Origin of the sequence: Acidovorax sp. IB03, from assembly GCF_016406015.1 — a bacterium.
GTDB classification, from domain to species: Bacteria; Pseudomonadota; Gammaproteobacteria; order Burkholderiales; family Burkholderiaceae_C; genus Acidovorax; species Acidovorax temperans.
Genome location: NZ_JAEFCH010000026.1, coordinates 28,907 through 54,947 on the forward strand (window position 1 = coordinate 28,907; position 26,041 = coordinate 54,947).

The 26,041-nt window shown below is 66.0% G+C and carries 24 protein-coding genes; 11 read left to right on the forward strand and 13 right to left on the reverse strand.

The features are described from left to right. Positions 1-116: 116 nt before the first annotated feature. The 3 genes from IHV84_RS14020 to IHV84_RS14030 form a co-directional block, all read right to left on the reverse strand. Complete coding sequence (locus IHV84_RS14020; protein ID WP_198847316.1) at positions 117-1,019, reverse strand: DMT family transporter; 903 nt, start codon at positions 1,017-1,019, stop codon at positions 117-119. 189 nt (positions 1,020-1,208) lie between these two features. After that, positions 1,209-1,718 carry a methylated-DNA--[protein]-cysteine S-methyltransferase gene (locus IHV84_RS14025; RefSeq protein WP_198847317.1) on the reverse strand — a complete coding sequence of 170 codons (510 nt, stop codon included), beginning with the start codon at positions 1,716-1,718 and terminating at the stop codon, positions 1,209-1,211. Between the two features lie 51 nt (positions 1,719-1,769). After that, positions 1,770-3,341: a DNA-3-methyladenine glycosylase 2 family protein gene (locus tag IHV84_RS14030; protein WP_198847318.1), complete on the reverse strand. Its 1,572-nt coding sequence runs from the start codon at positions 3,339-3,341 to the stop codon at positions 1,770-1,772. A 242-nt stretch (positions 3,342-3,583) separates the two neighbouring features. On the opposite strand from IHV84_RS14030, the gene IHV84_RS14035 reads away from it, so the two are divergent. Continuing rightward, a complete protein-coding gene (locus IHV84_RS14035; protein WP_198847319.1) occupies positions 3,584-4,972 on the forward strand; it encodes a phosphomannomutase/phosphoglucomutase in 1,389 nt (462 codons plus the stop codon). Positions 4,973-5,107: 135 nt separating this feature from the next. Continuing rightward, entirely contained in the window at positions 5,108-6,463 is a 1,356-nt protein-coding gene (locus tag IHV84_RS14040) for a 3-deoxy-D-manno-octulosonic acid transferase (RefSeq protein WP_198847320.1), read from the forward strand. Between the two features lie 104 nt (positions 6,464-6,567). On the opposite strand, the gene IHV84_RS14045 is transcribed toward IHV84_RS14040, so the two are convergent. The 8 genes from IHV84_RS14045 to IHV84_RS14080 all read right to left on the reverse strand — a co-directional run bounded on the left by IHV84_RS14045 (position 6,568) and on the right by IHV84_RS14080 (position 15,364). Continuing rightward, positions 6,568-6,795: a hypothetical protein gene (locus IHV84_RS14045; RefSeq protein ID WP_198847321.1), complete on the reverse strand. Its 228-nt coding sequence runs from the start codon at positions 6,793-6,795 to the stop codon at positions 6,568-6,570. Positions 6,796-6,810: 15 nt separating this feature from the next. Continuing rightward, a complete protein-coding gene (locus tag IHV84_RS14050) occupies positions 6,811-7,575 on the reverse strand; it encodes a BLUF domain-containing protein (RefSeq protein WP_198847322.1) in 765 nt (254 codons plus the stop codon). 127 nt (positions 7,576-7,702) lie between these two features. Further along, positions 7,703-9,058, reverse strand: a complete 1,356-nt coding sequence (locus IHV84_RS14055) for a TolC family outer membrane protein (protein ID WP_198847323.1) — start codon at positions 9,056-9,058, stop codon at positions 7,703-7,705. A 60-nt stretch (positions 9,059-9,118) separates the two neighbouring features. Next, the gene (locus IHV84_RS14060) at positions 9,119-9,460 is read right to left on the reverse strand and encodes a rhodanese-like domain-containing protein (protein WP_044402582.1); all 342 of its coding nucleotides are present in this window, start codon (positions 9,458-9,460) and stop codon (positions 9,119-9,121) included. A 21-nt stretch (positions 9,461-9,481) separates the two neighbouring features. Next, on the reverse strand, positions 9,482-10,195 hold the full coding sequence (locus IHV84_RS14065; RefSeq protein WP_198847324.1) for a protein-L-isoaspartate O-methyltransferase: 714 nt from the start codon (positions 10,193-10,195) through the stop codon (positions 9,482-9,484). A gap of 25 nt (positions 10,196-10,220) precedes the next feature. Further along, complete coding sequence (locus IHV84_RS14070; RefSeq protein ID WP_198847325.1) at positions 10,221-13,460, reverse strand: efflux RND transporter permease subunit; 3,240 nt, start codon at positions 13,458-13,460, stop codon at positions 10,221-10,223. A 15-nt stretch (positions 13,461-13,475) separates the two neighbouring features. Beyond that, positions 13,476-14,666, reverse strand: coding sequence for an efflux RND transporter periplasmic adaptor subunit (locus IHV84_RS14075; protein ID WP_198847326.1), 1,191 nt, complete (start codon positions 14,664-14,666; stop codon positions 13,476-13,478). Continuing rightward, on the reverse strand, positions 14,663-15,364 hold the full coding sequence (locus IHV84_RS14080) for a TetR/AcrR family transcriptional regulator (protein ID WP_198847327.1): 702 nt from the start codon (positions 15,362-15,364) through the stop codon (positions 14,663-14,665). The genes IHV84_RS14075 and IHV84_RS14080 overlap by 4 nt, the downstream gene beginning before the upstream one ends. A 168-nt stretch (positions 15,365-15,532) precedes the next feature. Between IHV84_RS14080 and msrA the strand changes: the two genes are divergently transcribed. From msrA to IHV84_RS14120, 8 genes are all read left to right on the forward strand, one after another. Continuing rightward, positions 15,533-16,069: a peptide-methionine (S)-S-oxide reductase MsrA gene (gene msrA / locus IHV84_RS14085; RefSeq protein ID WP_198847328.1), complete on the forward strand. Its 537-nt coding sequence runs from the start codon at positions 15,533-15,535 to the stop codon at positions 16,067-16,069. A gap of 231 nt (positions 16,070-16,300) precedes the next feature. After that, entirely contained in the window at positions 16,301-16,726 is a 426-nt protein-coding gene (locus IHV84_RS14090; protein ID WP_198847335.1) for a Fur family transcriptional regulator, read from the forward strand. Further along, the gene (locus tag IHV84_RS14095; protein WP_198847329.1) at positions 16,723-17,442 is read left to right on the forward strand and encodes an ABC transporter ATP-binding protein; all 720 of its coding nucleotides are present in this window, start codon (positions 16,723-16,725) and stop codon (positions 17,440-17,442) included. The genes IHV84_RS14090 and IHV84_RS14095 overlap by 4 nt, the downstream gene beginning before the upstream one ends. 2 nt (positions 17,443-17,444) lie before the next feature. Next, entirely contained in the window at positions 17,445-18,680 is a 1,236-nt protein-coding gene (locus IHV84_RS14100; RefSeq protein ID WP_198847330.1) for an FtsX-like permease family protein, read from the forward strand. 60 nt (positions 18,681-18,740) lie between these two features. Further along, entirely contained in the window at positions 18,741-18,992 is a 252-nt protein-coding gene (locus IHV84_RS14105; protein ID WP_198847331.1) for a hypothetical protein, read from the forward strand. 51 nt (positions 18,993-19,043) lie between these two features. Beyond that, positions 19,044-19,664 (forward strand): DUF3299 domain-containing protein, encoded by a 621-nt coding sequence (locus IHV84_RS14110; protein ID WP_233100024.1) that lies wholly within the window; start codon positions 19,044-19,046, stop codon positions 19,662-19,664. Between the two features lie 64 nt (positions 19,665-19,728). After that, positions 19,729-20,202: a hypothetical protein gene (locus IHV84_RS14115; RefSeq protein WP_198847332.1), complete on the forward strand. Its 474-nt coding sequence runs from the start codon at positions 19,729-19,731 to the stop codon at positions 20,200-20,202. Positions 20,203-20,496: 294 nt separating this feature from the next. Next, complete coding sequence (locus IHV84_RS14120) at positions 20,497-22,584, forward strand: TonB-dependent receptor domain-containing protein (protein WP_233100025.1); 2,088 nt, start codon at positions 20,497-20,499, stop codon at positions 22,582-22,584. A 44-nt stretch (positions 22,585-22,628) separates the two neighbouring features. On the opposite strand, the gene IHV84_RS14125 is transcribed toward IHV84_RS14120, so the two are convergent. Together IHV84_RS14125 and IHV84_RS14130 are read right to left on the reverse strand one after the other, a co-directional pair. Continuing rightward, on the reverse strand, positions 22,629-22,901 hold the full coding sequence (locus IHV84_RS14125; RefSeq protein ID WP_066690372.1) for a helix-turn-helix transcriptional regulator: 273 nt from the start codon (positions 22,899-22,901) through the stop codon (positions 22,629-22,631). A gap of 212 nt (positions 22,902-23,113) precedes the next feature. Next, positions 23,114-24,088 (reverse strand): tripartite tricarboxylate transporter substrate binding protein, encoded by a 975-nt coding sequence (locus IHV84_RS14130; RefSeq protein ID WP_044400611.1) that lies wholly within the window; start codon positions 24,086-24,088, stop codon positions 23,114-23,116. 456 nt (positions 24,089-24,544) lie between these two features. Here IHV84_RS14130 and chrA point away from each other — a divergent pair, with 456 nt between their 5' ends. Further along, a complete protein-coding gene (gene chrA / locus IHV84_RS14135; RefSeq protein WP_198847333.1) occupies positions 24,545-25,819 on the forward strand; it encodes a chromate efflux transporter in 1,275 nt (424 codons plus the stop codon). Positions 25,820-26,041: the final 222 nt, after the last annotated feature.

The following is a 26,041-nucleotide window of genomic DNA, read 5'->3' on the forward strand; positions in this document are numbered from 1 at the left end:
CTGCCGCGCAAAAAAGTGCCTTGCAAGGCGCTGAACCGCATGGCGGCAGCGACACGGGGCGCCTGGGCGCTTCTCCAACAAGGCTTCAAACAGGTTCTGGGCACCATCCTCCGAGTTTAGGCGCTCTCCACCCGTTTGGACCGGGGCCACAGCCTTGTGACAAGCCCGGTTGACAAGAGCGTTCCGCCCACGATGACCACCGCGCAGCCCAGCATCCACGGGGTCACGGCTTCGTTCAGGAACAGGCTGCCGTACAGCACGGCAAACAGCGGCGTGATGAAGGTGACGGCCAGGGCGCGGCTGGGGCCAGCGCGTTCAATCAGACGAAAGTACAGGATGTAGGCCAGGGCGGTGCACAGCAGGGCAATGGCCCCGATGGCGGCCCAGGCCCGCAGCCCTGGCGTGTGTGCTGGCCAGAACCACACGGTGGGCAGTGCCAGCGCCAGCGCTGCGCCCAACTGGCTGCCGGTGGCGGTGGCAATCGGCGGGATACCCATGAGCCTGCGCCGCGCATAGCTGGCCGCAATGCCGTAGCAGCACGAGGCTGCCAGGCACGCCGCAATGGCCCAGCCCGCTTGGTCCGACTTGACGCCCACGCCCGCGGGTGCCCGCCACGCCAAAAGCGCCACGCCCACAAAACCCAGCGCCAGGCCCAGCCAGCGCAAGCGGTTGATGCGGTCGCCCAGCCACAGCCAGGCCACCAGCGCGCCAAACAGCGGCACCGTGGCGTTCAGGATCGACGTGAGCCCGGTGGCGATGTGCATGACCGCCCAGGAAAACAAGGCGAACGGAATGGCCGAGTTGACCACCCCCGCCAGCAAGATGGGGCGCCAGTGCTGGCGCAGCGCGGGCCACTGCCCCTGGCGCAGCAGCACGGGCCACAGCAGCGCCGTGGCCAGCGCCACCCGCAGGCCCGCCGTGGCGATGGGGCCAAACTCTGCGGCCCCCATGCGCATGAAGAGAAAGGAGGCGCCCCACAAAGAGGCCAGAAAAACGAATTCGCCCAACCATGAAGACATGGGCGCCTGGGATGTCACTGTCACGCGGGGTGCTTTCTGTGCGGTGGAAGGCCAGCGGGGTGGCTGAGCCCGTTGTGGAGTGGGCCCAGGCACATGCCGCTTTCGCCCTCAGCGGGGCGAGCCCTGCATTGTCGTGGTTTGCAGGGCGTCTTGTGGGGCTCAAAAGGCGGCTGTCGGTGCGAGTGGCTTTCAAGCCATACCTTGTTCCAGCGCCAGCAGGGCTGCCTTGCGCGGCAGGCCACCGGCGTAGCCCGTCAGGCTGCCGTCGCTGCCCAGCACCCGGTGGCAGGGCACCACCACGCTGATGGGGTTGCGCCCCACGGCTGCAGCCACGGCACGCACGGCGCTGGGGCGGCCCAGGGACTGGCTCAGCGCCGCATACGTGGTGGTGTGCCCGCACGGCAACGCCAGCAGAGCCTGCCACACGGCTTGCTGAAAGGCGGTGCCGGCCGACAGGTCCAGCGGCAAATCAAACCCCCTGCGTTGGCCTTGCAGGTACTGCTGCAATTGGGCTGCGGCTTGCTGCAAGGTGGGGTGCTGCGGCGCGGGTGCCCAGGCAGGCTGGCCGAGCAGGGCGGGCGGAAAGTGCTTTTGCCCCTCAAACCACAAGCCCGCCAGGCCCTGCGCAGTGGCGGCCAACCAGACGGGGCCCTGAGAGGTGGTGATGCGGGTCTGGACGGTGTCAGGTGTGTATTTCATAAAAATATGAATCAAAAAGGCATCGAGGCCAATGGCAGTAAGCGCCACCAGCTATTGATTTGATAGCGCTTGCGATGCTGGCTGGGGATGTTCGGCCGCGGGCGCGGTTCCTTCCAGGGTGGCCCACGCGCGCACCACGGCGTAGCTGCGCCAGGGTTGCCAGCGCATAGACGCCTCGGTAGCAGCCTTGGCTGGCTGCTTTTGGCCTTGCACGCCCAATGCCTTGTGCAACGCCACATCGCCAGCCACGAAGGCATCGGGCCAGCGCAGCACCCGCATGGCGATGTACTGCGCAGTCCAGTCGCCAATGCCGGGCAAGGCGCGCAGGGCCTGGGTGGTGGCCAGCACATCGGCGCTGCCGTCCAGCACCAGGTGGCCTTCGTCCACCGCGCGGGCCAGGGCCACGATGGCCGCCTGGCGTTGGCGCACGATGCCCAGTTGCCCCAGCGCGTCGCCCTCGGCCCGCGCCAGCACAGCGGCCGCGGGAAACAGCCGCTGCAGCTGGGGCCAGGGGGTGTCGATGGGCTCGCCAAAGCGCTCCACCAGCCGCTGGCCCAGCGTGCGGGCAGCGGCCACGGCGATCTGCTGGCCCAGCACGGCGCGCACGGCCAGCTCTAGCCCATCCCAGGCGCCGGGCACGCGCAGGCCGTCGCCGTGCGGAAAGTCGCCGTGCAGCACGGCGTTGATGGCGCCGGGGTCGGCGTCCAGGTCCAGCAGGCCGCGCACGCGCCGTATCACGGCGGGCAGCGCGGGGTAAAGGCTGTCGCTGGTTTGCAGCAGCACCTGGTGGCGGGGCAGGTCGAATTGCGCCTGCACCCAGCCGGTCAACACGCGCGAGCCTGCCGCTTCGTGGACTGTGAGCCGCACGGTGCGGCGCAGGCAGGGTGCCGCGCCATCGGCCTGGGCCCATTCCACCCCGGCAAACTGCCGCTTGGCAAAGAAGGCCAGCAGGGCCTGTGCATCCAGCGGGGGGCGGTAAGCCAGGCGCAGTGTGCCGGTGGCACCCTCGCCAGCCACCGCGCCGCTGCGCCGCAGGGCCATGGGGCTCAAGCCGTAGTGCTGGGCAAACGCGGCGTTGAAGCGGCGTACGCTGCCAAAGCCACTGGCCAGCGCCACCTCGGTGACGGGCAAGGGGGTGTCGGTCAGCAACTGCTTGGCCGTCAGCAACCGGCGGGTTTGCAGGTATTGCAGGGGCGATAAGCCCAGTTGCGCCTCAAACAGGCGCCGCAGGTGCCGGTCGCTCACGCCTAGCCGTTCGGCCAGGGGGAGGGCGCCTTGCAGGGCATCGGGGGCATCCAGCAGGCGCAGGGCGTGCTGCACCAGCAAATGCCCGGCATCTTGTGTGGACCAGTTGAGCGAGGCTGGTGACACCTCGGGCCTGCACCGCAGGCAGGGCCTGAAACCGGCTTTTTCCGCCTGGGCCGCTAGGTCAAAGAAGCGGCAGTTCTCGCGCTTGGGCGTGCGCACGGCGCACACCGGGCGGCAGTAGATGCCCGTGGAAGTGACGCCTGTGAAAAAGCGCCCGTCAAACCGTGCATCGCGTGCGCACAAGGCCATGTAGCGGCCTTCGTCCTGCTCGGTGGGCGGGGCAGCGTCGGTGCGGGCAAAGTGGGGCGCGGTCATGGGGCCATCATAGGCCGCAGGTGCGCAAGCACTGGCTGTTTTCGGACATGTGCCTTGGGCGCTACGGGCGGGGGATTCGCAGGGGCTGGTGGGCGCACCGGCGGCTTTCAGGGACGGGCACTTGCGCCGCGCACCTACAATCCAGCGGTCTTTTGCCGGGCATCATGGCCGCCCAGCTTCCGGGGCCGGCTTGATCGGTCAGGCCCTGGTTTCCCCGAACTTTTTCCTTGAAAGGCCCTTACGTGCAAACAACGCCCGCCATCTTCAAAGCCTATGACATTCGCGGCATCGTGCCCTCTACCCTGAACGAATCGGTGGCCCTGGGCCTGGGCCGGGCGTTTGGCACGGCGGCCCGTGCGCAGGGCGAGCGGGTGGTGGCGGTGGGGCGCGACGGGCGGCTGTCTGGCCCCGGCTTGGCTGCAGCCCTCATCCAGGGCCTGGTGGAGGCGGGCCTGGAAGTGATCGACGTGGGTATGGTCACCACGCCCATGCTGTACTTCGCGGCGCACACGCTGTGCACCAGCGGCATCCAGGTCACGGGCAGCCACAACCCTAAGGACTACAACGGCTTCAAGATGGTGCTGGCAGGCCGCGCTATCTATGGCGAGGAAATCCAGGCCCTGCGCCGCACCATGGAAGAAGAAAGCTGGCAACTGCAGCCTGGCGGCAGCGTGCGCCAGGCCGATGTGCTGAGTGCCTACCGCGAGCGCATCGTGGGCGACGTGAAACTGGCCCGCCCCATGAAGGTGGTGGTGGACTGCGGCAACGGCATTGCGGGTGCATCGGCCCCGGCCATCTTCCGCGCGCTGGGTTGCGAGGTGATTGAGCTGTTCTCGGAGGTGGATGGCAATTTCCCCAACCACCACCCCGACCCGAGCAAGCCAGAAAACCTGCGCGACCTGATCGCCGCCTTGCAGGCCAGCGATGCGGAACTGGGCCTGGCGTTTGACGGCGACGGCGACCGGCTGGGCATCGTCACGAAGGACGGCACCAACATCTTCCCCGACCGCCAGATGATGCTGTTTGCGCAAGACGTGCTCTCGCGCGTGCCCGGCGGTGAGATCGTTTTTGACGTGAAGTGCACCCAGCGCCTGGCGCCCGCCATTGCCCAGGCGGGTGGTGTGCCGGTGATGTTCAAGACCGGCCATTCGCTCATCAAGGCCCGCATGAAGGAAACCCACTCGCCGCTGGGTGGCGAGATGAGCGGGCACATTTTCTTCAAGGAACGCTGGTTCGGTTTTGACGATGGCACCTACGCAGGCTGCCGGCTGCTCGAAATCCTGAGCCGCAGCGCAGACCCCAGCGCCGTGCTCAACGCTCTGCCCACCAGCCACTCAACACCCGAACTGAATGTGACCTGCGCCGAGGGCGAGCCGCACCGCCTCACGGCCGAGCTGCAAGCCCTGGCGACCAGCGCCTTTGCCGCACCTGCGCAGATCAACACCATTGACGGCCTGCGTGTGGATTGGCCCGATGGTTTCGGCCTGATCCGCGCCAGCAACACCACGCCCGTGCTGGTGCTGCGTTTCGAAGGCCATACGCCCGAAGCGCTGCACCGCATCGAGGCGGCCATGCTGGCCCTGCTGGAGAAGGTCAAGCCCGGTGCACAGATTGGCGCCGCCAGCCATTGACCTCGGATGGGTTTCGTCTGCATACGGACGAGGCCACTCCGTGCGCCTTTTGCGTATGAACTTCCTCTTTTCCCCGTCCCGGCCCAGCCGAGGATTTGCCCGGCGTTGGCTTTGGGTGCGTGAGGCCGTTGCACCATGAGCTTTGCGCGCGCGTTGTACAGCGCCATTACCTGGGGAGCCCAGCCCTTGCTGCGCCGCAAGTTGCGCCGCCGCGCGCGTGCGGAGCCCGGGTACGCCGTGGCCGTGCACGAGCGCTTTGGCCGCTATGCCCAGCCCCTGGACAGCCTGGTCGGGCACAGCGGCATGGATGCGCTGGGGCGCTTTGTGTGGATTCATGCGGTGTCTCTGGGCGAAACGCGGGCGGCAGCCATCCTGCTGCGCGAGTTGCGTGCGCAACTGCCGGGCATGCGCCTGCTGCTCACCCACGGTACGGCCACGGGCCGGGCCGAGGGCGAAAAGCTATTGCAGCCTGGCGATGTGCAGGTATGGCTGCCGTGGGACACGCCCGGCGCCGTGGCGCGTTTTCTGCGCCAGTTTCGCCCCGCCATTGGCGTGCTGATGGAGACGGAGGTCTGGCCGAATCTGATCGCTGCATGCCAGCGCCGGGGCGTGCCCCTGGTGTTGGCCAACGCCCGCTTGAACGACAAGTCTTGGCGCGGCGCGCGGCGGCTGGCCCCTTTGGCGCTGCCGGCCTACCGGGCGCTGACGGCCGTGTGGGCACAGTCGCAGGCCGATGCCGAGCGGCTGCAAGACCTGGGTGCGCCGGTGCGCGGGGTGTTTGGCAACCTGAAATTTGACGTGGTACCCGAGCCGGCGCAGATCGAGATGGGCCAGCGCTGGCGCATGCTCGCGGGCCGCCCGGTCGTCATGCTGGCCAGCAGCCGCGAGGGTGAGGAAGCCATGTGGCTTGAGTTTTTCAAGTCAAAACGCCCTGTAGGCCAATCAGATCAAGCGCAGGCTGCTTCGAAAAACATAGCAAATATTTCGCTTCCAGAGGTTCAATGGCTGATCGTTCCCCGCCACCCCAACCGGTTTGACGAAGTGGCGCGGCTGCTGCAGGACGCTGGCCTGCGTGTGGCCCGGCGCAGTGCCTGGCAGGGGGATGTGCCCGTGGCTGCAGACGTGTGGCTGGGCGATTCGATTGGTGAGATGGCCGCCTATTACACGCTGGCCGATGTGGTGCTGCTGGGCGGCAGTTTTGCCCCCCTGGGCGGGCAAAACCTGATCGAGGCGGCCGCTTGCGGCTGCCCGGTGGTGGTGGGGCCGCACACCTTCAACTTCGCCGAAGCGACGGAACTGGCCTGTGAAGCAGGTGCCGCCTGGCGCACCCCTGGGCTGCCTGCTGCGGTAGACAAGGCGCTGGCCCTGGTGCAGCACCCGCACGACCTGGAGAAAGCCCGCGCCGCCGCCACTGCCTTTGCCCAGGCCCACCGGGGTGCTGCGCGCGCCACGGCCCGCCAGGTGGCTGACCTGCTGGGCGTTGCAGCTTGATCGGCCAAAGACTGAAGGCTGCTGGAGGTGCTGCGGCCGCACCGCCGTGCCAGCCTTGACACGCCAACGCAGGTAAGTTGGGCCCCCTCAGTGCGCCGCAGTACCTAAGCGGTCGCCCAACGGTGCGCTTCTGGGGCGGGTGGAGTGGTCTGCAGCATGGTGGCGATGGCAGCCCAGATGGGCTCGCCCGACAAAACAGACGCCCCCAATTCCGTGGTGGGCAGGCGCGCCTCGGCCGCGAGGGCGGCGAAATGCTGCGAAAGGTCATCACTGAGCCTGGAGTTCACCAGCAGCACCTGGGGTATGGAGTACAGCATCGCCGGATGCCGCATGGCGTGCTCGACCAGCTACAAGTCTTTGCTGGCGGCGTGGTTGCGGGTGAGCAGCACGGCCACTTCCACCTTGCTGAGCAGGGGGTATGACAAGGTGGAGTCCAGCAGATCCAGGGTGATGCCCACCATGCGCACCGCGCCCAGCGGGCCTGCCTCCACATCGACGTAATCGATGGGGAACATGTCTACCTCCCTCCCGGTGCTGGAGGCCTTGAGGGTTTGCGGATGACCGCGAAAGCGGGTTGCCACCTGGCTGAAGATGGGGTTGAACCAGAGCAGCGAACTGCTGAACACCGCCACCTGCCGAACTTTGCGGCGCGGCTGCGCTGGCGCGCTGGGCTCGTTGGGGGCCGGCAGTGCCGTGCTGGGCATGAGGAAGTACCGAAACAGGTCCGGTATGGCCGCCATGGAATCCTGTGCGATGAACTGGTGCAAGCGCGCCAGCCGCTGCTGCATGTTTGTGGCGGGGGCAGGGCGCTCGACCACATTGGCGCTCCACTGGGCATAGCGTTGTCGCTTGATGGCCAGCGACAGCAGCACGGTGGGGGACGTGCTGCCCCAAAAGCCGCCAATGTGGTGCACCAGGCTTTGCACCGCAGACCGTTCACCTTCCACCAGATGCAGGTAGTACCCATCAGCCAATGCCAGCAACCCGGTCAGGCCGTGGCTTTGTGCAAGCGCTCTAGCCGACTGGATCAAGTTGCTCAGGGCCTCTGGCTGCGCAGCATCCGGTGGAACCTGGCCGTAGTAGCACACCAGGTAGAAAGGGTTCTTTGCCATGGATGCGAGGTGTTTTTACGTAACAATTCCTCGGCGATTATGGGGGCCAAAGGCCCATGCAGGCCATAGGGGCTGTTAACAGTGTTTTCCCGGCCCAGCCCGCTGCCGTGGCGGCAGGGCTGCCCGCTCAGGGCTGCTTGGCGGGGGCTAGCAGGCTGTTGATGCGCTGCACGTCTTCCAGGCCCAGTGTGCCTGCCGCCTGACGCAGCTTGAGTGTGCCCAGCAGCACGTTGTAGCGGGCCTGGGCGAGGTCGCGCTTAGTCTGGTAGAGCTGGCTCTGAGCATTGAGCACGTCAATGTTGATGCGCACGCCCACTTGGTAGCCGAGCTTGTTGGCATCGAGCGCACTCTGGCTGGAGGCTTCGGCCGCTTCCAGCGCCTGCACCTGGCCTTGGCCAGACTGCACGCCGAAGAAGGCCGAGCGTGTGGCCTGGGCCACATTGCGGCGGGCGGTTTCCAAGTCGGCTTCGGCCTTGGTTTCCAGCGCCAGGGTTTCCTTCACGCGGTTTTGCACTGCAAAACCGGCAAACAGCGGCAGGTTGAGCGCAACGCCGATGCTGGCCACGTTGGTACGGCTGTTCACGCCGGGGGCGGTCAGGGTGCCATTGGGGTTGCGCGTGATGTTGTAGCCAGCCTGCAGGTCCACCGTGGGGCGGTGGCCGGTTTCGGCCTTTTTGGTTTCCAGGCGCGCAATGTCGAGTGCGATGGCGGCCTGCCGCACGCCGGGCTGCTGTGCCCGAGCGGTCTCGACCCAGTAATCCACGTTGGCTGGCTCGACCCGGGGCAGGGGCACAGGCTGGGCCAGTGGCACGGGCTGCGCGTTGGTCACGCCCACCAGTTGGTCGAGCGCCAGTTTTTTCACGCGCAGGTCGTTTTCAGCCGCAATTTCTTGCGCAATCACCAGGTCGTAGCGGGCCTGGGCTTCGCGTGAGTCGGTCACGGTGGAGGTGCCCACCTCGAAGTTGCGCTTGGCCGCGGCCAGTTGTTCAGACACTGCGGCTTTCTGGGCCTGCACGAAGGTCAGCGTGTCTTGCGCGGCCAGCACATCAAAGTAGGCCTGGCTTACGCGCACCAGCAGGTCCTGGGTGGCCGCGTCCAGTTGTGCCTGGGCCACGTCCACGCCGCGCTCGCCTTGTTCCACGGCGATGCGGTTGGCGGGGCGGTACAGCGGCTGCGATGCGTTCACGCCCAGGGTCTGGGTGTTGGCGGTGTGCTCCACGTCGGGGCCGGGGCGGCTGACGTCGGTTTGTGCGCGCGTCACCCCCGAGGTGAGGGCGGCGCTGGGGCGCAGACCGGCCTGGGCCTGGTCTGCACGGCGGGCGGCGGCTTCCAGCTGAGCGCGGGCGGCCTGCCAGGTGGTGTCATAAGTGCGGGCAGATTCCACCAGCTCCATGAGGCTCTGAGCGTGCACAGGCGCGCAGAGCAGGGCGCTCAAGGCGGCGCCGAGCGCCAGGGTCAGGTGAGTGGGCCGAAAAGCGGTCATGAAGGTCCTCAGAGTGTCTGCACAAAAGGGATGAAAACTGCTGGCCCCAGGGCCAAACCATCAGTAGCGGGGCACTGCGGGGTCGACTTCTGCCGACCAGGCATCGATGCCCCCTGAAATATTGGCCAAGTGTTCAAACCCGTGTTGCTCCAGAAAAGCCGCCACGTTCATGCTGCGCATGCCGTGGTGGCACAGGCAGGCAATGGGCTGGTCCTTGGGCAATTCGCCCAGGCGGGCGGGGATTTCTCCCATGGGGATGGCTCTGAGCTCAAACCCCTCGGCCCGCACACTGGCGGTTTGCAGTTCCCAGGGCTCGCGCACGTCCAGTACCAGGGGCTGGGTGCCGGCGGCGTTGGCGGCAAACCAAGCAGCAAGTTGGGCTGGGCGGACGCGAGTGATCATGCAGAACTCCGAAGACAGGGTTTAGAACGAGAAGCTTGAAGGCTCGGGGAAGTTCACCAGGCGGGGGGCGATGGTGTCCCAGGGGGAGGTGGTTTCAAACCGGTCGCCCTTGCGCTGGATCACGGTGAAGCGCATCACGGGGTCAGAGCCCACGATGGCGCCCAGGCGGCCGCCGTCGCGCAGCAAGGACAGCAGGTTCTTGGGCACTTGCGCGACCGAGCCGCTCAGCACGATCACATCGAAGGGGCCGTCTGGCACGGCATCACGGGCGCCGTCACCCTGGCGCACTTCGGCGTTCTGGATGCCGGCGTTGCGCAGGTTTTCGCGGGCCATGCTGGCCAGTGTGGGGTTGATTTCGAGGGACACCACGCGCTCGGCCCGGTGGGCCAGCAGGGCCGCCATGTAGCCAGAGCCTGCGCCAATTTCCAGCACACGGTCGGTGGGCTGAACGCGCAGGTCTTGCAGGATGCGGGCTTCCACGCGGGGCTGCAGCATGCTGTGACCCTGGCGCACGGCCTCTTCCGCGTCGTTGCCCAGCAGGGGTACTTCGATGTCAGCGAATGCCAGGCTGCGGTAAGCGGCTGGCACAAAGTCTTCGCGGCGCACGACGGACAGCAGCTCCAGCACGTCGGCATCCAGCACGTTCCAGGGCCGGATCTGTTGCTCGATCATGTTGTAGCGGGCCTGGGCGACGGGGTCGCTGATGTTGGCGGACGTGTTCAGTGGCAAATTCATCGAAGGTCTCCAGTGGGAGTGCGGGTCAGGACAAACCCCGAATTTTAGATGGCCCAGACGTGCTGTGGCCGCGTCCCATCTTGCCAAGGGCCCAGCGCGCCAGGTCATCCATGTAGCAATACACCACGGGCACCACCACCAGCGTCAACAGCGAGGAGGTAATGACGCCCCCAATCACCGCTTGGCCCATGGGCGCGCGCTGCTCGGACCCTTCGGAAAGGGCAAACGCCAGGGGCACCATGCCGAAAATCATGGCCAGCGTGGTCATGAGGATGGGGCGCAGTCGCACGCGCGCAGCCAGCAGTAGGGCCTCGGCACGGGGTAGGCCGGGCACGGTCTGGCCTGCGTCATTGACATGCTCTTCGCGGGCGCGGATGGCGAAGTCCACCAGCAGGATGGCATTTTTGGTGACCAGGCCCATCAGCATCACCACGCCGATGATGGAGAACATGGACAGCGTAGAGCGGAACATGAGCAGCGCCAGTACCACCCCGATGAGGGTGAGGGGCAGCGAGGTCATGAGCGCGAGTGGCTGCAAGAAGCTTTTGAACTGGCTGGCCAGAATCATGTAGATGAAGATGATGGCCATGACCAGGGCCGAGATGGCGTAGCCAAAAGACTCGGCCATGTTCTTGGTGGAGCCACCAAACTGGTAGCGGTAGCCTGGGGGGAAGACCACGCTGTCAAGCGCCTTGCGGATGTCTGCCGACACCTCGCCGGCAGAGCGTTGTGCCACGTTGGCATTCACGGCCACCTCGCGCGTCAGGTCCCGCCGGTTGATCTGGTTGGCGCCGGTGGATTCGCTCACCTGGGCCACCTGGTTCAACCGCACGATCCGCGTGGTGCCATCGGCAGCGCTCAGGGCGAAGGGCAGGCGCTCCAGGTTTTGCGGAGCGGTGCGCGACTCAGGTGCCAGGCGCACGTTGACGTCGTAAGTCTGGTCATCGGGCGCGCGCCAGTTGCCCACCGTGGTGCCAGCCACCAGCGTGCGCAGCGACGTGGCCATTTGTGCCACGGAAAGGCCCAGGTCCGAAGCCACGTCCCGCTTGACCTCCAGCGCGATCACGGGCTTGTCGGGCTTGGCGCTGCTGTCCAGGTCCACCAGGCCTGGGATGTGGCGGATTTTTTCGCTCACCTCGGCCGTGAGGCGTTCCAGTTCGCGAAGGTCTGGCCCCTGCAGCGAGAACTCAATCTGCTTTTGCCCGCCCACCGGGTCCAGCAGCCCCACGTGGGTGACGGTAATGCCGGGCACGCGCTGCAGGCGTTCACGCAGCACGGTGGACATCGCGTCCACGCTGCGGCTGCGGTCCTTGCGGTCTACCAGGCGCACGTAGATGCTGGCGTACATCTTCCCCTGGGCCGAGCCGGTGTTGATGGTGGCCAGCGTGTAGCGCACCTCCGGCAGCTCGCGCAAAATGCCTTCTACCTGCCGCGCCTTGGCCTCGGTGGCCTCCAGCGAGGAGCCCACGGGGGTGTAGAAATTGACGGTGGTCTCAGAGAAATCGGCCTTGGGCACGAATTCAGTGCCCAGCAGCGGCACCATGAAAATGCTCAACACAAAGATGCCCAGCGCAATGAACAGCGTAGCCAGCTTGTGTACCAGCGACCAGCGCAGGATGTGCTGGTAGCCCTCGGCCAATGCATCGGTCGCACGGTCAAACCAGCCGGTGACCCGGCCAATGGTCTTGTCGTAGAAGGTGACAGGCTCGGTGCGCTGACCGTGTGCGTGGATGCTCGGATCGTGCCAGACACTGGAGAGCATGGGGTCGAGCGTGAAGCTCACGAACATCGAGATCATCACCGCCGCCACGATGGTGATGCCGAACTCGTGGAAGAACTTGCCGATGATGCCGCCCATGAAGCCAATCGGCATGAACACCGCCACGATGGACAGGGTGGTGGCCAGCACCGCCAGGCCAATTTCCTGCGTGCCGTCCATGGCTGCCGCGTAGGCGCCTTTGCCCATCTGCACATGGCGCACGATGTTTTCGCGCACCACGATGGCATCGTCGATCAGCAGGCCCACACACAGGCTCAGCGCCATCAGCGTGATCATGTTGATGGTGAAGCCAAACATGTTCATGAACAGGAAGGTGCCAATCAATGCAATCGGCAGCGTCAGCCCCGTGATCACCGTGGAGCGCCAGGAGTTCAGGAACAGGAACACGATGAGCACCGTGAGTACGGCGCCCTCGATCAGGGTCTGGCGCACATTCGTCACCGCCACGCGGATGGGGCGGGAGCTGTCGCTGATCACCTCCAGCCGCACGCCTGGTGGCAGTAGCTTGCGGATGTCCACCACGGCAGCGTTCAGGCCATCCACCACTTCAATGGTGTTGTCGCCCTGGGCTTTTTGCACCGACAGCAGCAGGGTGCGCTGTCCGTTGTAGAGGGCGAGGCTTTCCACCTCCTGCGCGCCATCGTTCACGCGCGCCACCTGGTCGAGGCGGATGGGCGCACTGGGCCCCGCCTGGCCTGCCGACGCAGCACCCTTGCGGGCCACGATGATGCGACCAAAGTCTTCGGGGCGCTGCATGCGGGCGTCGATCTGCACCACGCGTTCCTGGGCCAGCGAGCGGATGGCGCCCACGGGCAGGTCCTGGTTTTCGTTGCGCACGGCAGAGACCACCTGCTCGGGCGTGACGCCGTAGGTCTCCAGCGCCTGTGGGTTCAGGTAGATGTTGATTTCGCGCTTGGTGGCGCCCACCAGGTTCACCGCGCCCACACCGCGCACGTTTTCCAGGCGTTTTTTCAGCACCTGCTCGGCCCAGGTCGTCAGCTCCACAGCGGAAGGCGCTGCCGTATTGGCGTTTGCACCGGCTTGGTCATCGGGCAGCACGGCGAGGGACCACACGGGGCGGCTGGCCGGGTCAAAGCGCAGAACCCGGGGCTCTTTCACCTCGGTGCGCAGGTTGGGGCGCACGGTGGCCACTTTCTCGCGCACATCTTCGGCGGCCTTGCGCCCATCAATGTGCAGCTGGAACTCGATGATCACGACCGCCGTACCCTCGTAGCTGCGCGAGGTGAGGGCGTTGATGCCCGCGATGGAGTTGACGCCTTCTTCAATCTTCTTGGTGACTTCGCTCTCGACAATCTCAGGAGAGGCGCCGGGGTAGTCCACCGTCACGACCACTACCGGGAAGTCGATGTTGGGAAACTGATCGACCTTGAGGCGTTGGTAGGAAAACAGGCCCAGCACCACGATGGCAAGCATCACCATCGTGGCAAACACGGGGTTCTTCAGGCTGACTTGGGTGAACCACATACCTGAGGCCTGCGGTTACTGGGCCGCACCAGAAGCGGGCAGGGCGGGCGCTGACGGCATTGCGGGTGCCGCCACCTGTGCAGCCGGTGCAGCCACCGCCGTGCCTTCGCGCAATGTTCCCAGCCGCCCCGCCACCACCGCGGTGCCTGCGGGCACGCCTTCAATGGCCACGAGCGTCTGTCCCTGTACCACGGCGCGCATGCCTGGGGTGACGGGCAGGTGTGCGATGCGGCCATTCTGAACGGCCTGCACATAGGGGCGAGGCTTGTCGGTGCGCACGGCATCCAGCTCTACCGCCAGTACCTGCGTCTGGCCGGTGCTCAGCAAGCCCTGCACAAACATCCCCTGGCGCAACTGCGATGCTGATGCGGTATCCACGCGCAGGTACACCGGCACCGTGCGGCTGCCACCCTGTGCACTGGGGTTGATGCGAACCACGGTGGCGGTCACGTCCTGGCTGGATCCTTCGAGCTGAAGCCGCGCCTTCTGGCCGACGCGCACGGGCAGCGAATCTGCGGGGCTGAGCAGGGCTTCCAGCTCCAGACGGCTGGGGTCTACCACCTCCAGCACACGCCCATCGACCCCCACACGCTCGCCCGGTTGCGCCAGTCGCTGCGCCACCTGCCCAGAAATGGGGCTGCGCAGCACCGTGTCGTCCAGCGCCTTGCGCGCCACGTCAGCGGCAGCGCGGGCTGCCTGGTAGGTAGCTTGCGCCGCTTGCAGGCTGGCTTGCGAATTGACGAGTGCGGTGGCAGAGATAAAGCCCTGGTCTACCAGGGCTTTGTTGTTGTCCAGCTGGCGCTGGTTGATGTCTACCTGCGCCTTGGCAGCATCGGCCTGCTGCTGGGCCTGGCGCAGGCGTGCCTGGGCCTCGGTGGGGTCAATGCGCGCCACCACCTGGCCAGCGCGCACGCTGTCGCCCTCGCGCAGCGTGAGGCTTTGAATCTCTCCCGCCACCCGCGCCTTGATCATGGCCGAATCCACTGCGCGAAGTGCGCCCGAGATGGGAATGCCCAGTTCCAGACTGCGTTGCTGCACCGTGATCATCTCGCCTGCGGCCAGTTGCAGCGGAGCTTGTTCGCGGGTCGAAGCGGCTTCAGCCAGGGCCTTTTTTTCCACTTGCCGTGCGGCCAGCGTGCGCCACACGCCCCAGCCCATCAGCACAACAACCAGGCAGAGGGCCGTCCAGGTGATCCAGCGTTTCATGGGTTTTGAGAGGGTGGGGGTGTTGCACCAGCGGCAGGGCGAACGCACAGGCCGTGGAGGATGTTGTCGATCTGCGAGCGGATGTACTGTTCGGGCGAAAAGTTTTCGTCAGGCAGCGCACAGGGGCCCATGGAGTTGTTCCACAGCATGAGGAACATCATGGGCGCCAGCACAATGTAGGTGCCGTATTCCAGATCCATTTGGCGAAACTCTCCGCGCTCCATACCGCGCTGCAGGATGCGCCGGATGAGAGCGCGGCCAGGCAGGATCACCTCTTGCTGGTAGAACTGAGCGATTTCCGGGAAGTTCTGCGCCTCGCTGAACATCAGCTTGGTAATGCCGGACGCCTTGGTGGCGCCAATGCGCTCCCACCACACCTGGTAACAGTACGCCAGCACCTCACTGGTGGTGCCGACAAAGGTCTCCAGCTCTGTGTTCCACTCGGCAAAGCGGCCGACGTTGTTTTCGCGCACCACGGCCTTGAACAGCTCTTCCTTGCTGGGGAAGTACAGAAACAGCGTGCCCTTGGAGAGCCCGGCACGCGCAGCTACATCGTCCACCCGCGTGGCAGCGAAGCCTTTTTCCACGAACAGGTCCAGCGCCGCTTCCAGCAATTCGCCGGGGCGCGCTTCTTTGCGCCGGCTGCGCTTGGGTGCCGCTTCGTTGGTCAAGGGGTTGTGGGGTGTGTTTTGTGACATTGTTACTGACTGACTGGTTAGTAATGTAGCAACCAGACCTCTGGCAGTCAATGCGCTGGGACAAGCAGTGCTGCCTGGCGAGTCCGTTGTCGTGGGGCGCAGGTCAATTGCACTCGCCCCAAGGGTTATGGCCGCGCGGAATAATGGGCCGCAAAGGAATCAACACCCATGAACTTGCAAACCATCACTTTGGGCGGCGGCTGCTTCTGGTGCACCGAGGCGGTGTTTGACCGTGTGCGCGGCATTACCGACGTGGAAAGTGGCTACACCAATGGCCACACCGTCAATCCCACTTACGAGCAAATCTGCCAGGGCGACACAGGCCATGCCGAGGTCGTGCGCCTGACGTTCGATGCTGACGAAATCAGCCTGGAGGAGATCCTGGAAATCTTCTTCCACACCCACGACCCGACCACCCTGAACCGCCAGGGCAACGATGTGGGCACGCAGTACCGCAGCGGAATCTATTACGACCAGCCCGAGCATGGTGAAGTGGCCAGCGCCATGATCCGCCAGATGTCGCAAGACAAGCTGTTCAGCGCCCCCATCACCACCGAAGTGGCGCCGCTTTCGAACTACAGTACGGCCGAGGCCTATCACCAGGATTACTTTGCGAACCACCCTCACGCCGGGTACTGCGCATTTGTGGTGGGCCCCAAGGTGGAGAAATTCCGCAAGACGTTTGCGCGCTATCTGAAAGACTGAGGCCTGGCTGGTTTTTGCGCTGACGGAGCGCAGAACAACCGGTTGCCGAGGCTCATGTCCTGCCGTGGGTAGTGGCATGTGCCGCGCGCAAAGGGGCTTGTGGTGACTGGGGGTGTGCATAATGCAACCCGTTTGCGTTAAACGCAGCCCGAATAGGCGCTGCAATTCCTTATGTCTTCGACAGCCTGCCCCTCTAGTGACCAGCCCCTGGCCTGGGCTTTGCCGCCGGGCATGCGCGCCACCCGGGCCACCCGGGCGCTGGAACGGCTGTACCACGAGCGCCCCCACGCCGCCTTGTCGGAGGCCGAGGTGGAAGCCGCCCTGGCCGCTGCGGGCGCCCCGGTCAATCGCGTCACGGTGTACCGCATGCTCGACCGCTTTGCCGCTGCAGGCCTGCTGCACAAGCAGGTCGATGCCGCGCGTGTAATGCGCTATGCGCTGGCACCGCAGGGGGAAGAGGGCGCAGCCCCTCGCTTTGAGTGCGACGACTGCCACCAGCAGTTTCGCCTGTCGCAAACCGCAGCGCCAGTGCAGTCGGCCCTGCAAGAAGTGCTGCAGGCGCTGGCCTCGGCCGGGCACGAGGGGCTGGCGGTAGACATTGCCGTGCGTGGCCGTTGCGCGGGTTGCGCCCACCCTGGCACAGGGGCCTCCGCATGATCCGCACCCGGGGCCTGGCCTACCGCTATGGCGCGGGGCCACAGTTGCAGTTTGCCGATGTAGATCTGCCGCAGGGCGGCACCTTGCTGCTGCAGGGGCGATCGGGCACCGGCAAATCCACCTGGCTGGCGCTGGTGGCGGGGCTTCGGGCTGCCACGGGCGGTGATCTGTTTGTGGCGGGTATTCAGCTGGGCACCCAGCGCGGGGCTGAGCTGGACGCCTGGCGCGCACGCTGCATAGGCTTTTTGCCGCAAAAGTTGCATTTGAGCAGTGCCCTCACGGTGGCCGACAACCTGGCCCTGGCCTACTTTGCGGCAGGCCGCCCGCGCGACGATGCCGCCATTGCCCGGGCTCTGGCCCAGGTGGGCGTGGCCGAATTGGCCGGGCGCAAGCCGCACCAGCTCTCGGGCGGGCAGGCGCAGCGCGTGGCCCTGGCCCGCGCCGTGCTGCTGCAGCCCGAGCTGCTGCTGGCCGACGAGCCCACGGCCAGCCTTGACGACGAAGCCGCTGCCGATGCCCTGGCCCTGCTGCAAACCAGCGCCGCTGCCTGCGGCGCCAGCCTGGTGATTGCCACCCATGACCAGCGCGTGGTGCAAGCCCTGGCCGCTGTGCCGCGTTTGCAGCGGCTGGACTTGAATGCTGGCACCGCCGCTACCCCTCAGGGTTATATTTTGAATCAAATCGGCATCCAACGCCCGTTAGATAAGCGGCAGTAGCTATGAAAAATATAGCAAAAACAGCCGCGTTGGCATGGCGTTACCTGTGGTCGCGGCCGCTGGCTGCGGCACTCAACCTGTTGCTGCTCACCCTGGGGCTGGCGGCGATCACGCTGGTGCTGCTGGTGTCCACCCAGCTCGACCGGGCCTTTGAGCGTGACCTGGAAGGCATTGACCTGGTGGTGGGGGCCAAGGGCAGCCCGCTGCAGCTCATCCTGGCGGGGGTGTTCCACATCGACGTGCCCACGGGCAACATCCCCCTGCAAGAGGTGCAGGCGCTGCAGCAAAACCCGCTGGTGGCCCAGGTGGTGCCGCTCAGCCTGGGTGACAGTTACCAGGGCTATCGCATCGTGGGCACCACGCCGGATTACGTGGCGCACTACCGCGCCACCCTGGCCGAAGGCGCGCTGTGGCAGCAGCCCATGGACGCTGTGCTGGGCGCCAGCGCAGCGCGCGGCATCGTCAAGCCCGACCATGCCGGCCAGCCCCTGGTGGGGGCCACCTTCATCGGCAGCCACGGGCTGGGCGGGGGCGGGCATGCGCATGGCGACCACCCCTACCGCGTCAGCGGCGTGCTGGCGCCCTGCGGCTGCGTGCTCGACCGGCTCATCCTCACCAGCACCGAATCGGTGTGGCAGGTGCACGAAGCCGCCACGGCCGAAGACCCCGAAGACCTGGAAATCCTGAAGCAGGAGCGCGAGGTGACCGTGGCCCTGGTGCGCTACCGCACGCCGCTGGCGGCTGTGTCGCTGCCGCGTGCCATCAATGCCAACACCTCGATGCAGGCCGCCGCACCGGCCATTGAAGTGACCCGCCTGCTACGCCTGCTGGGCGTAGGCGCCGACGTGTTGCGCGCCTTTGGCGGCGTGCTGCTGGCCGTGGCGGCGCTGAGTGTGTTCATCGCGCTGTGGAATGCCGTGCGCGAGCGCCGCTTTGACCTGGCCATGCTGCGCATGCTGGGCGCGCCGCCGGGCCGCGTGGCCGGGCTGGTGCTGTGCGAAGCGCTGTGGCTGGCGGCCCTGGCCTGCGCCCTGGGCCTGCTGCTGGGCCACGGCCTGGCGCATGCCCTGGGCTGGGCCTTGCAGACCCAAGGCCTGCTGCCCGTGACGGGCGCCGTGTGGTTGCCGCAAGAGGCCGGTGTGCCGCTGCTGGCGGGCTTGGTGGCTGCACTGGCAGCGCTACTGCCAGCCATGCAGGCCTATCGCACCGATGTGGCCGATCTGCTGGTGCAGCCCTGATGCCGCGTGGTGTGCCGTGTGTGTTTTGTTGTTCGTTGATCTCACCTGAAAGGAATCACCATGAAAAAACTCTGGACCGCCCTGTGCGTTGCCCCCTTGCTGCTGGCCAGCGCTGCCGCCCTGGCACAGGCCCACTCTGACAAGCAGACCAAGGAAGACATCGAGCGCCACCGCGCCATGGCCGCAGCCCATGAAGCCGCCGCCAAGTGCCTGGAAGGCGGCAACGGCGAAGCCGTGTGCATGAAAGAACTGCAGGCGGCCTGCAAAAACCTGGCCATCGGAAAATACTGCGGCATGAAGCACGCGCATTGAGGCGCGTCCCTCCTGCCTGATTTTTTCGCTGATTGAAAGAAGAGTCTGCCCATGCCCCGCCTGCTGTCCTGCCCCTATGCCACCAGCCACGCGCCTAGCCTTGGGGCAGCGCGTTGGCGTGCCGTTGTGCTGGCCTGTGCCGTGGTGGCGTGCGGGGCAGGGGCGGCAAGCGTGTACGCGCAGGCATCAGGCGCGGCAGGCACTCCGGCGCTCAGTTCACCCCTGCCGCCCGGCACCCACGGGCAGCCAGCGGTGGCGGGCAGCGGGGCCGGTTACCACAGCCCCAACAGCCCCATTGCGCCGCTGCCCGTGCGAAGCGATGTGGTGCCCTGGTCGGTGCTGACCGACCTGACCAAGAAAACCACGGCCAACGCTGTGCTGCCGGTGTTCAACGCGCAGCAGCAAGGCATGCACCAGACGGTGCAGCGCATCCAGGGCTTCATGGTGCCCATGGATGCCAAACCCACACAGAAGCACTTTTTGCTCACCTCGGTGCCCTTGACCTGCTCGTTCTGCATTCCCGGCGGGCCTGAGAGCATGGTCGAAGTCAAAGCCAAGACCCCCGTGCGCTATTCGCTGGAACCCGTGGTGGTCGAAGGCAAGTTCAACGTGCTGCCCAACGACCCCTACGGCCTGTTCTACCGTCTGGTAGAGGCAGTGCCTGTGAAGTAACGGGCTGCTGCTGCGCCCCTTTGCCCTGTTTTTGCTGCTGAAATCTCTTCGCCTTTCATCTGCCATGCGCCTGCCTTTGCCACGGCCCCACCAGCGTGTGTGCACCGCCGTGCGCCCGGGTGCCGGTGCGCGCGCATGGCAGGTGGCTTGGCTGGCCTGCCTGCTGCTGGCTCTGGCATGGGTGCCCACCCTGGGCCGGGTGCACCAGGCGCTGCATTCTGGCGACCACCGCACGGTGCCCATCCAGGGGTTTGCACATACGGGCCATGCCGGTGATGCTGCGCACCCCCATGCCCGTGCGCAGGCGGCACCAGCCGCAGCCGCGCTGATCGAATCCCTGCTGCCCGCCCACACCAGCGGGCTGGACTGTCTGCAGCTGGATCAGTTGGCCCTGGCCGATGGTCTGCTGGCCTCTGCGCCGGGCTTGCCTGCCTTCTCCAGCGCCCACCACGCCCCAATGGGCTTGGTGCAGCACGGGTGGGTGCTGCACCAAGCCCTGTTCCAGGCCCGCGCACCGCCCGCAGCCTTGCGGGCCTGAATCACTGCGTTGACCCCCACCGCTTTTGCTGCCGGGGGCTCGGCCCCTGGTGGGCCCTGTGCGTTCTTGGCCCCCCGCTAAACCCCGTGCTGTGCCACGGGCTGGTGGGTAGGGCGCTCATTACTCCTGATTTGATAGCTGCTGGCGCTTGATTGGCGGGCGCTAGCGTGCTTTTTTGTCTTCATCGTCGCAGGGCAGGCGGGTCTGTGCCCGCGTGGGCTGTGGCACGCCGCGCGCCGCGCACTGCGGTTGCTGCCCTGTTCGCGTCTGATTTTTTGATTTCCAAGGTTTCTCATGATTCATTCCACATTGGCATCCCGCCGCCTTGCCCTGCGCCCCGTGGCCCTGGCCGTTGCTTTGCTGGCTGCAGGGGGCTGCGCGCTGGCCCAGACCCAGGCAGCCGCGTCCGCCGAAGCCAGCCTGCCTGCCGTCACCGTCTCTGCCAGCGGCCTGCAGCTGGGCGCGGGCGACATGACCACGCCTGTCACAGTGCTTGAAGGCGATGAACTGGTGCGCCGTCGCGAGGCCACGCTGGGCGAGACGCTGGGCAGCGAACCCGGCATCACCAGCAGCCACTTTGGCGCCGGGGCCAGCCGCCCCATCATTCGCGGCATGGACGGCCCGCGTGTGCGCGTGCTCAGCGACGGTGCCGAGCTGCACGATGCCTCCACCATCAGCCCCGACCACGCCGTGGTGTCCGAGCCCATGCTGGCCACGCAGATCGAAGTGCTGCGCGGCCCATCGGCCCTGGTGTACGGCAACGGCGCCGTGGGCGGCGTGGTCAATGTGCTCGATGGCAAGGTGCCCACGGCCATTCCGCAAAAAGGGTACGAAGGCAGCGCCGAGCTGCGTGCCAACACCGGCGCCCGCGAGGGGGCGGGTGCTTTATCGCTGACCGGTGGAGCTGGCCACTTGGCGGTGCATGTGGAGGGCGTGGCGCGCGACGCGGGCGACTACCGCGTGGGCAAGGGCTGGGCGCCTGAGGGCGAGGCCACCCGCAAGGTGCCGGGCAGCTTCAACCGCACCGACACGGGCAGCGTGGGGCTGTCGTGGGTGGGCGAGCGCGGCTACCTGGGCGCGGCCTACACGCGCCAGACGGCCAAGTACGGCCTGCCGGGGCACAACCACAGCTTTGAAGGCTGCCACACCCATGGCGACCATCTGCATTGCGGTGCCCATGCGGGCGAAGACGATGACCACGACCATGAAGATCACGACCATGGCGATGTGCCCGTGGTGGATTTGCGCAGCGAACGCTTTGACGTGCGCGGCGAGCTGCGCAACCCGTTCGCAGGTTTCTCGGCCCTGCGCCTGCGTGCGGGCGTGACCGACTACGTGCACGACGAGGTCGAAGACGGTGCCGTCAGCACCACCTTCAAGAACAAGGCCTATGACACCCGCGTGGAGCTGCAGCACGAGCCCATCGCCGGGTTCAAGGGCGTGGTGGGTTTGCAGACCTCGCAGCGCAAGTTCAGCGCCGAAGGCGAAGAGGCTTACGTGGAGCCCACCGTCACCCGCAAGGTGGGGTTGTTTGTGCTGGAGGAATACCGCCTGGGCGACTGGCGCTTTGAGGGTGCTCTGCGCCACGACCGCCAGACGGCCGAGGCGCAGACCACGGGCATCGAGCGCAGCCACAACGGCACCTCGGCATCGCTGGGCGCGGTGTGGCGCTTCACGCCGGGCTACCAGGTGGGCACCTCGTTCACCCGCGCCAGCCGTGCGCCGTCGGCCGAAGAGCTGTACGCCCGGGGCCTGCACATGGCCACCAGCACCTACGAGCGGGGCAACGCTGATCTGCGTGCAGAGACCTCGCAAAACATCGACGTGAGCCTGAAGAAGACCAGTGGCGACACCACCTTTGGCGTGAGCGTGTTCCACAACAAGGTCAACAACTACATCTATGGCCGCACGCTCGATGCGCTGGATGGCCTGCAGCTGCTGCAGTACAGCCAGGCCAACGCCACCTTCACCGGCATCGAAGGCCAGGTGCGCCAGGCCCTCACACGCAACTTGGGGCTCACGCTGTTTGGCGACACCGTGCGCGCCAAGCTCGACGATGGTGGAAATCTGCCGCGCATCCCGGCCACCCGCGCTGGCTTGCGGCTCGATGCCAACTGGCAGGCCTGGGAGGGCCAGGTGGAATGGGTGCAAGTGGCCCGCCAAAACCGCGTGACCACGTTTGAAACCGCGACGCCCGGCTACGGCATGCTGAACCTGGGCGCCGCCTACCACGGCAAGCTGGCCAATGGCTCGCCCTGGCAGTTGTACGTGAAGGGTAACAACCTGACCGACCGCTTGGCCTACGCCCACACCTCGTTCATCAAAACCGCTGCGCCGCGGATGGGGCGCAATATCACCGTGGGCGTGAAAGTGGCGTTCTGATAAAGCCCGGGGTCCGTGGCGTGCAGGGGCCCTGTTAAGGCGGGCTAGGTTTTGTGGACCAGCGCATGCGTGGGGTGCTGCCCCGTCAGCAGCAAAAACATGGCAAACACGGGGCCTTGCATGGTGCGCTCATCGGTTTCGCTTTCCAGGGCTTGCCAGGTGCGTGACTGCAGGCCGCCCCGGCTGCCCTGCTGCACCGGGTAGCCCATCAACTCGGCCGCCTGCACTTGGCTCAGGCCTGCGGCGATGCGTGCGGCTTTGAGTTCGCCAGCCGTGGGGGCGGGCATGTCCAGGGTGAGAGGGGGGCTGGATGTCATGGGGCAAAAAGGTGAGAGTTCATTGCCTTTGCCCGTCTGAGCGCTCACCCAACTCAGCGAAGCAGCCCTGGCTAACCACGCCAGGGGAGTTGGGGCAGCAGCTCTCGGCAAGGCAAGGCGTGCAGGCTTTCCATTGTGATGGATGCGGCACCCTTGCCACTTCTTGTGCAGTGCAGGGCCGCAGCCTGGCGCAGCGGCCCTGGCTGCGTGCGTCAGTCGAGCTTGATCTTGGCGGCCGTGACCACGCTGGCCCAGCGTGCGCGTTCCTTGGTGAAGAACTGGTCTTGCTCGGCGGGCGTCATGGTGACCACCTCAGCCCCCTGGCCGGCCAGGCGCGAGCGGATTTCGGGCGCGCGGATGGCGGTGATGAGCGCCTTGTTGAGCTTTTGCACCACGGCTTCCGGTGTGCCACGCGGCACCAGCACGCCTTGCCAGGTGCCCGATTCATAGCCCGCGATACCTTGCTCTGCAATAGTGGGCACGTCGCCAATCAGCGGCATGCGCGTGGACTTGGAAACGCCCAGCACCTTGAGCTTGCCGTTTTGCACCTGGGGCAGGGTGGCCAGCATGCCGTTCATGAGCACCTGGGTTTGCCCGGCCACGGTGTCTTGAATGGCGGTGACACCGCCCTTGTAGGGGATGTACTGCCAGCGGGCGCCACTGGCGCGCTCAAGTGCCACGCCTGCCAGGTGCGGTGCGCTGCCGGTGGCCGTCACGGCAAAGTTCAGGTCGTTCTTCTTGGAGTAGGCGACCAGTTCCTTGAGGTTGTTCACCGGCACCGAGGGGTGCACCACCAGCAGGTGGGGCGAGTAGGCCAGCATGGTCACGCCACGCAGGTCTTTGGACGGGTCGAACGACAGTTTGGTGTACACCGACGGGCTGATGGCCAATGCGCCCACGTCGCACAGCAGCAGCGTGTAGCCATCGGGCTCGGCCTTGGCCACCAGGTCGGCGCCCAGGTTGCCGTTGGCGCCTGCCTTGTTTTCCACGATCACGCTTTGCTTGAGCGATTCCGACAGCACCTGGCTGATGGATCGCGCGATGATGTCCGAACTGCCGCCGGGCGGGTAGGGCACGATGATGCGCACCGTTTTGCTGGGCCATTCAGCCGCGTTCTGTGCAAAGGCGCTGGCCGTGGCCAGCAGGGCAAAGCCTGCCAGTACGGCGGAGCGGCGAAGGATGGTCATGGAATTGTCTCCCGTTGGTAAAATGTTGTTGGTCATCGTACAACATGAAAAAAGCCAGCACAAGGGGATTTTTCTGGGGGAAATCACTATGTGATGCCTCTGGTTACAAGGGAGAAGCTGACTTAATCTGATGCTGACTGATGGCCCGATTTCACCCGAGACAGGTTGGATGGAGCGATTCTGAGAGAAAAATTGTCGTTTAATCTCAATTTGTTGTACGACAACACACAACTAATCGAGGTAAAGGTATCTTCCCGTGCGCTGCCCCTTTCGGGGGATCGATGCGAAAGCGCCACAGGCTTTGTCTTTGGTGGCCTGTGTCAGTAGCGCAGGTGGCCCGGTGCGCCTGGGGAGCGCCTTTTCGTCACTCAGCCATATCGCTGTGGCAGAGTAGCGCCCCGCATCCCACAAACACGTCTGGCTTTCGCTGGGCGTGGGTTTTTGTCTTTACGCGCCATGTCTGTCACACCAAGTCCGTCTACGTCCCCCGTTGCACCTGCCACTCCCTGGGAGGTGTTCTGGGTGTTCCTGCGCCTGGGGTTGACCTCGTTTGGCGGGCCTGTGGCCCACCTGGGCTACTTCCGTGATGAGTTTGTGGTGCGCCGCCGTTGGCTCACGGAGCACAGCTACGCAGACCTGGTGGCGCTGTGCCAGTTCTTGCCGGGCCCGGCCAGCAGCCAGGTGGGTATGGCGCTGGGGCTGATGCGTGGTGGCTGGGGTGGTGCGCTGGCAGCTTGGGTAGGGTTCACGCTGCCGTCGGCCTTGGCGCTGGCGTTGTTGGGCCTCGGGTTTTCTGCGGGCGGGTTTGGCATGCCTGCAGGGTTGGTGCAGGGCCTCAAGGTGGTGGCCGTGGCTGTGGTGGCCCAGGCGGTGTGGGGCATGGCGCGCGGGTTGTGTGCCACGGCAGGGCGGGTGGCGTTGATGCTGGCCGCCTGTGCCATTACCTTGGTGCAACCGGGTGTAGTGGGCCAGTTGGCTGCTATGTTGGGGGCAGGCTTGGTGGGGTGGTGGGCCTGGGGCCGCAAGCAAGCTGATGCGGTGCCGAGTGCGGTAACCGACGCGCGGGACGCCTGGGCTGTCCCTCTTTCGCGTCGCGGGGGGCTGGCGCTGTTGGCAGTGTTCGCCGCCCTGCTGGTGGTGCTGCCGTGGTCGGTGGCCGTGGCGCCCGCCGCAGACGGCACAGCTTCTGCGCTCTTGGTAGTGGATGCGTTTTACCGCGCCGGTGCGCTGGTGTTTGGCGGCGGCCATGTGGTGCTGCCCCTGCTGCAGTCGGCCGTGGTGGAGCCCGGCTGGGTGTCTGCCGACGCATTTTTAGCGGGCTATGGTGCCACCCAGGCCGTGCCAGGCCCGCTGTTCACCTTTGCTGCCTTTTTGGGTGCGGCGATGGCGCCTGGCTGGGCCGGAGCAGGCTTGGCGCTGCTGGGCATTCTGGGCATTTTTCTGCCGGCTTTTTTGCTGGTGGCGGGCGCACTGCCCTGGTGGGCGCCGCTGCGCCAGCGGACCTGGGCGCGGGGTGTGCTGGCCGGGGTGAATGCAGCGGTGGTGGGCTTGCTGCTGGCCGCGCTGTATCAGCCAGTGGCCACCAGTGCGCTGCACAGCGCGGCGGATGTGGCCCTGGCGCTGGTGGCGCTGGCTGCGCTGCTGCGCTGGCGGGTGCCGCCCTGGGCGGTGGTGGTGGCCACCGCGTTGACGGGCTGGGGGCTGCAGGTCTTGCTGCCGGTTTGGGTATGAAAATCGGCTCTAGGGATCCTCTGCACGAATCGAGCGGCAAGTGTGCTCTGCGGATCGGGATGGGCTGCAAGGCGCAAAACGCAGCAATAGCCGTAGCTATTGCGAGTATTTGCAACGCCGCAGACCGCCCGAGACCGCAGATGCACACGGCGCGTTGATTCGTGCAGTGAGGTTGCCCCTGAATTTCGGAGCGCTTAGCCCGGGTTTCATGCGGCGTTCTTG

Coding starts and splice junctions, on each gene's coding strand:
- IHV84_RS14095 (WP_198847329.1), top strand. CDS start 16,723: ATGATCCGCACCCGGGGCCTGGCCTACCGCTATGGCGCGGGGCCACAG.
- IHV84_RS14020 (WP_198847316.1), bottom strand. CDS start 1,019: ATGTCTTCATGGTTGGGCGAATTCGTTTTTCTGGCCTCTTTGTGGGGC.
- IHV84_RS14030 (WP_198847318.1), bottom strand. CDS start 3,341: ATGACCGCGCCCCACTTTGCCCGCACCGACGCTGCCCCGCCCACCGAG.
- IHV84_RS14060 (WP_044402582.1), bottom strand. CDS start 9,460: ATGATCACTCGCGTCCGCCCAGCCCAACTTGCTGCTTGGTTTGCCGCC.
- IHV84_RS14040 (WP_198847320.1), top strand. CDS start 5,108: ATGAGCTTTGCGCGCGCGTTGTACAGCGCCATTACCTGGGGAGCCCAG.
- chrA (WP_198847333.1), top strand. CDS start 24,545: ATGTCTGTCACACCAAGTCCGTCTACGTCCCCCGTTGCACCTGCCACT.
- IHV84_RS14080 (WP_198847327.1), bottom strand. CDS start 15,364: ATGTCACAAAACACACCCCACAACCCCTTGACCAACGAAGCGGCACCC.
- IHV84_RS14110 (WP_233100024.1), top strand. CDS start 19,044: ATGCCCCGCCTGCTGTCCTGCCCCTATGCCACCAGCCACGCGCCTAGC.
- IHV84_RS14105 (WP_198847331.1), top strand. CDS start 18,741: ATGAAAAAACTCTGGACCGCCCTGTGCGTTGCCCCCTTGCTGCTGGCC.
- IHV84_RS14130 (WP_044400611.1), bottom strand. CDS start 24,088: ATGACCATCCTTCGCCGCTCCGCCGTACTGGCAGGCTTTGCCCTGCTG.
- IHV84_RS14045 (WP_198847321.1), bottom strand. CDS start 6,795: ATGCGGCATCCGGCGATGCTGTACTCCATACCCCAGGTGCTGCTGGTG.
- IHV84_RS14075 (WP_198847326.1), bottom strand. CDS start 14,666: ATGAAACGCTGGATCACCTGGACGGCCCTCTGCCTGGTTGTTGTGCTG.
- IHV84_RS14120 (WP_233100025.1), top strand. CDS start 20,497: ATGATTCATTCCACATTGGCATCCCGCCGCCTTGCCCTGCGCCCCGTG.
- IHV84_RS14125 (WP_066690372.1), bottom strand. CDS start 22,901: ATGACATCCAGCCCCCCTCTCACCCTGGACATGCCCGCCCCCACGGCT.
- IHV84_RS14070 (WP_198847325.1), bottom strand. CDS start 13,460: ATGTGGTTCACCCAAGTCAGCCTGAAGAACCCCGTGTTTGCCACGATG.
- IHV84_RS14100 (WP_198847330.1), top strand. CDS start 17,445: ATGAAAAATATAGCAAAAACAGCCGCGTTGGCATGGCGTTACCTGTGG.
- IHV84_RS14055 (WP_198847323.1), bottom strand. CDS start 9,058: ATGACCGCTTTTCGGCCCACTCACCTGACCCTGGCGCTCGGCGCCGCC.
- msrA (WP_198847328.1), top strand. CDS start 15,533: ATGAACTTGCAAACCATCACTTTGGGCGGCGGCTGCTTCTGGTGCACC.
- IHV84_RS14025 (WP_198847317.1), bottom strand. CDS start 1,718: ATGAAATACACACCTGACACCGTCCAGACCCGCATCACCACCTCTCAG.
- IHV84_RS14090 (WP_198847335.1), top strand. CDS start 16,301: ATGCGCGCCACCCGGGCCACCCGGGCGCTGGAACGGCTGTACCACGAG.
- IHV84_RS14065 (WP_198847324.1), bottom strand. CDS start 10,195: ATGAATTTGCCACTGAACACGTCCGCCAACATCAGCGACCCCGTCGCC.
- IHV84_RS14050 (WP_198847322.1), bottom strand. CDS start 7,575: ATGGCAAAGAACCCTTTCTACCTGGTGTGCTACTACGGCCAGGTTCCA.
- IHV84_RS14115 (WP_198847332.1), top strand. CDS start 19,729: ATGCGCCTGCCTTTGCCACGGCCCCACCAGCGTGTGTGCACCGCCGTG.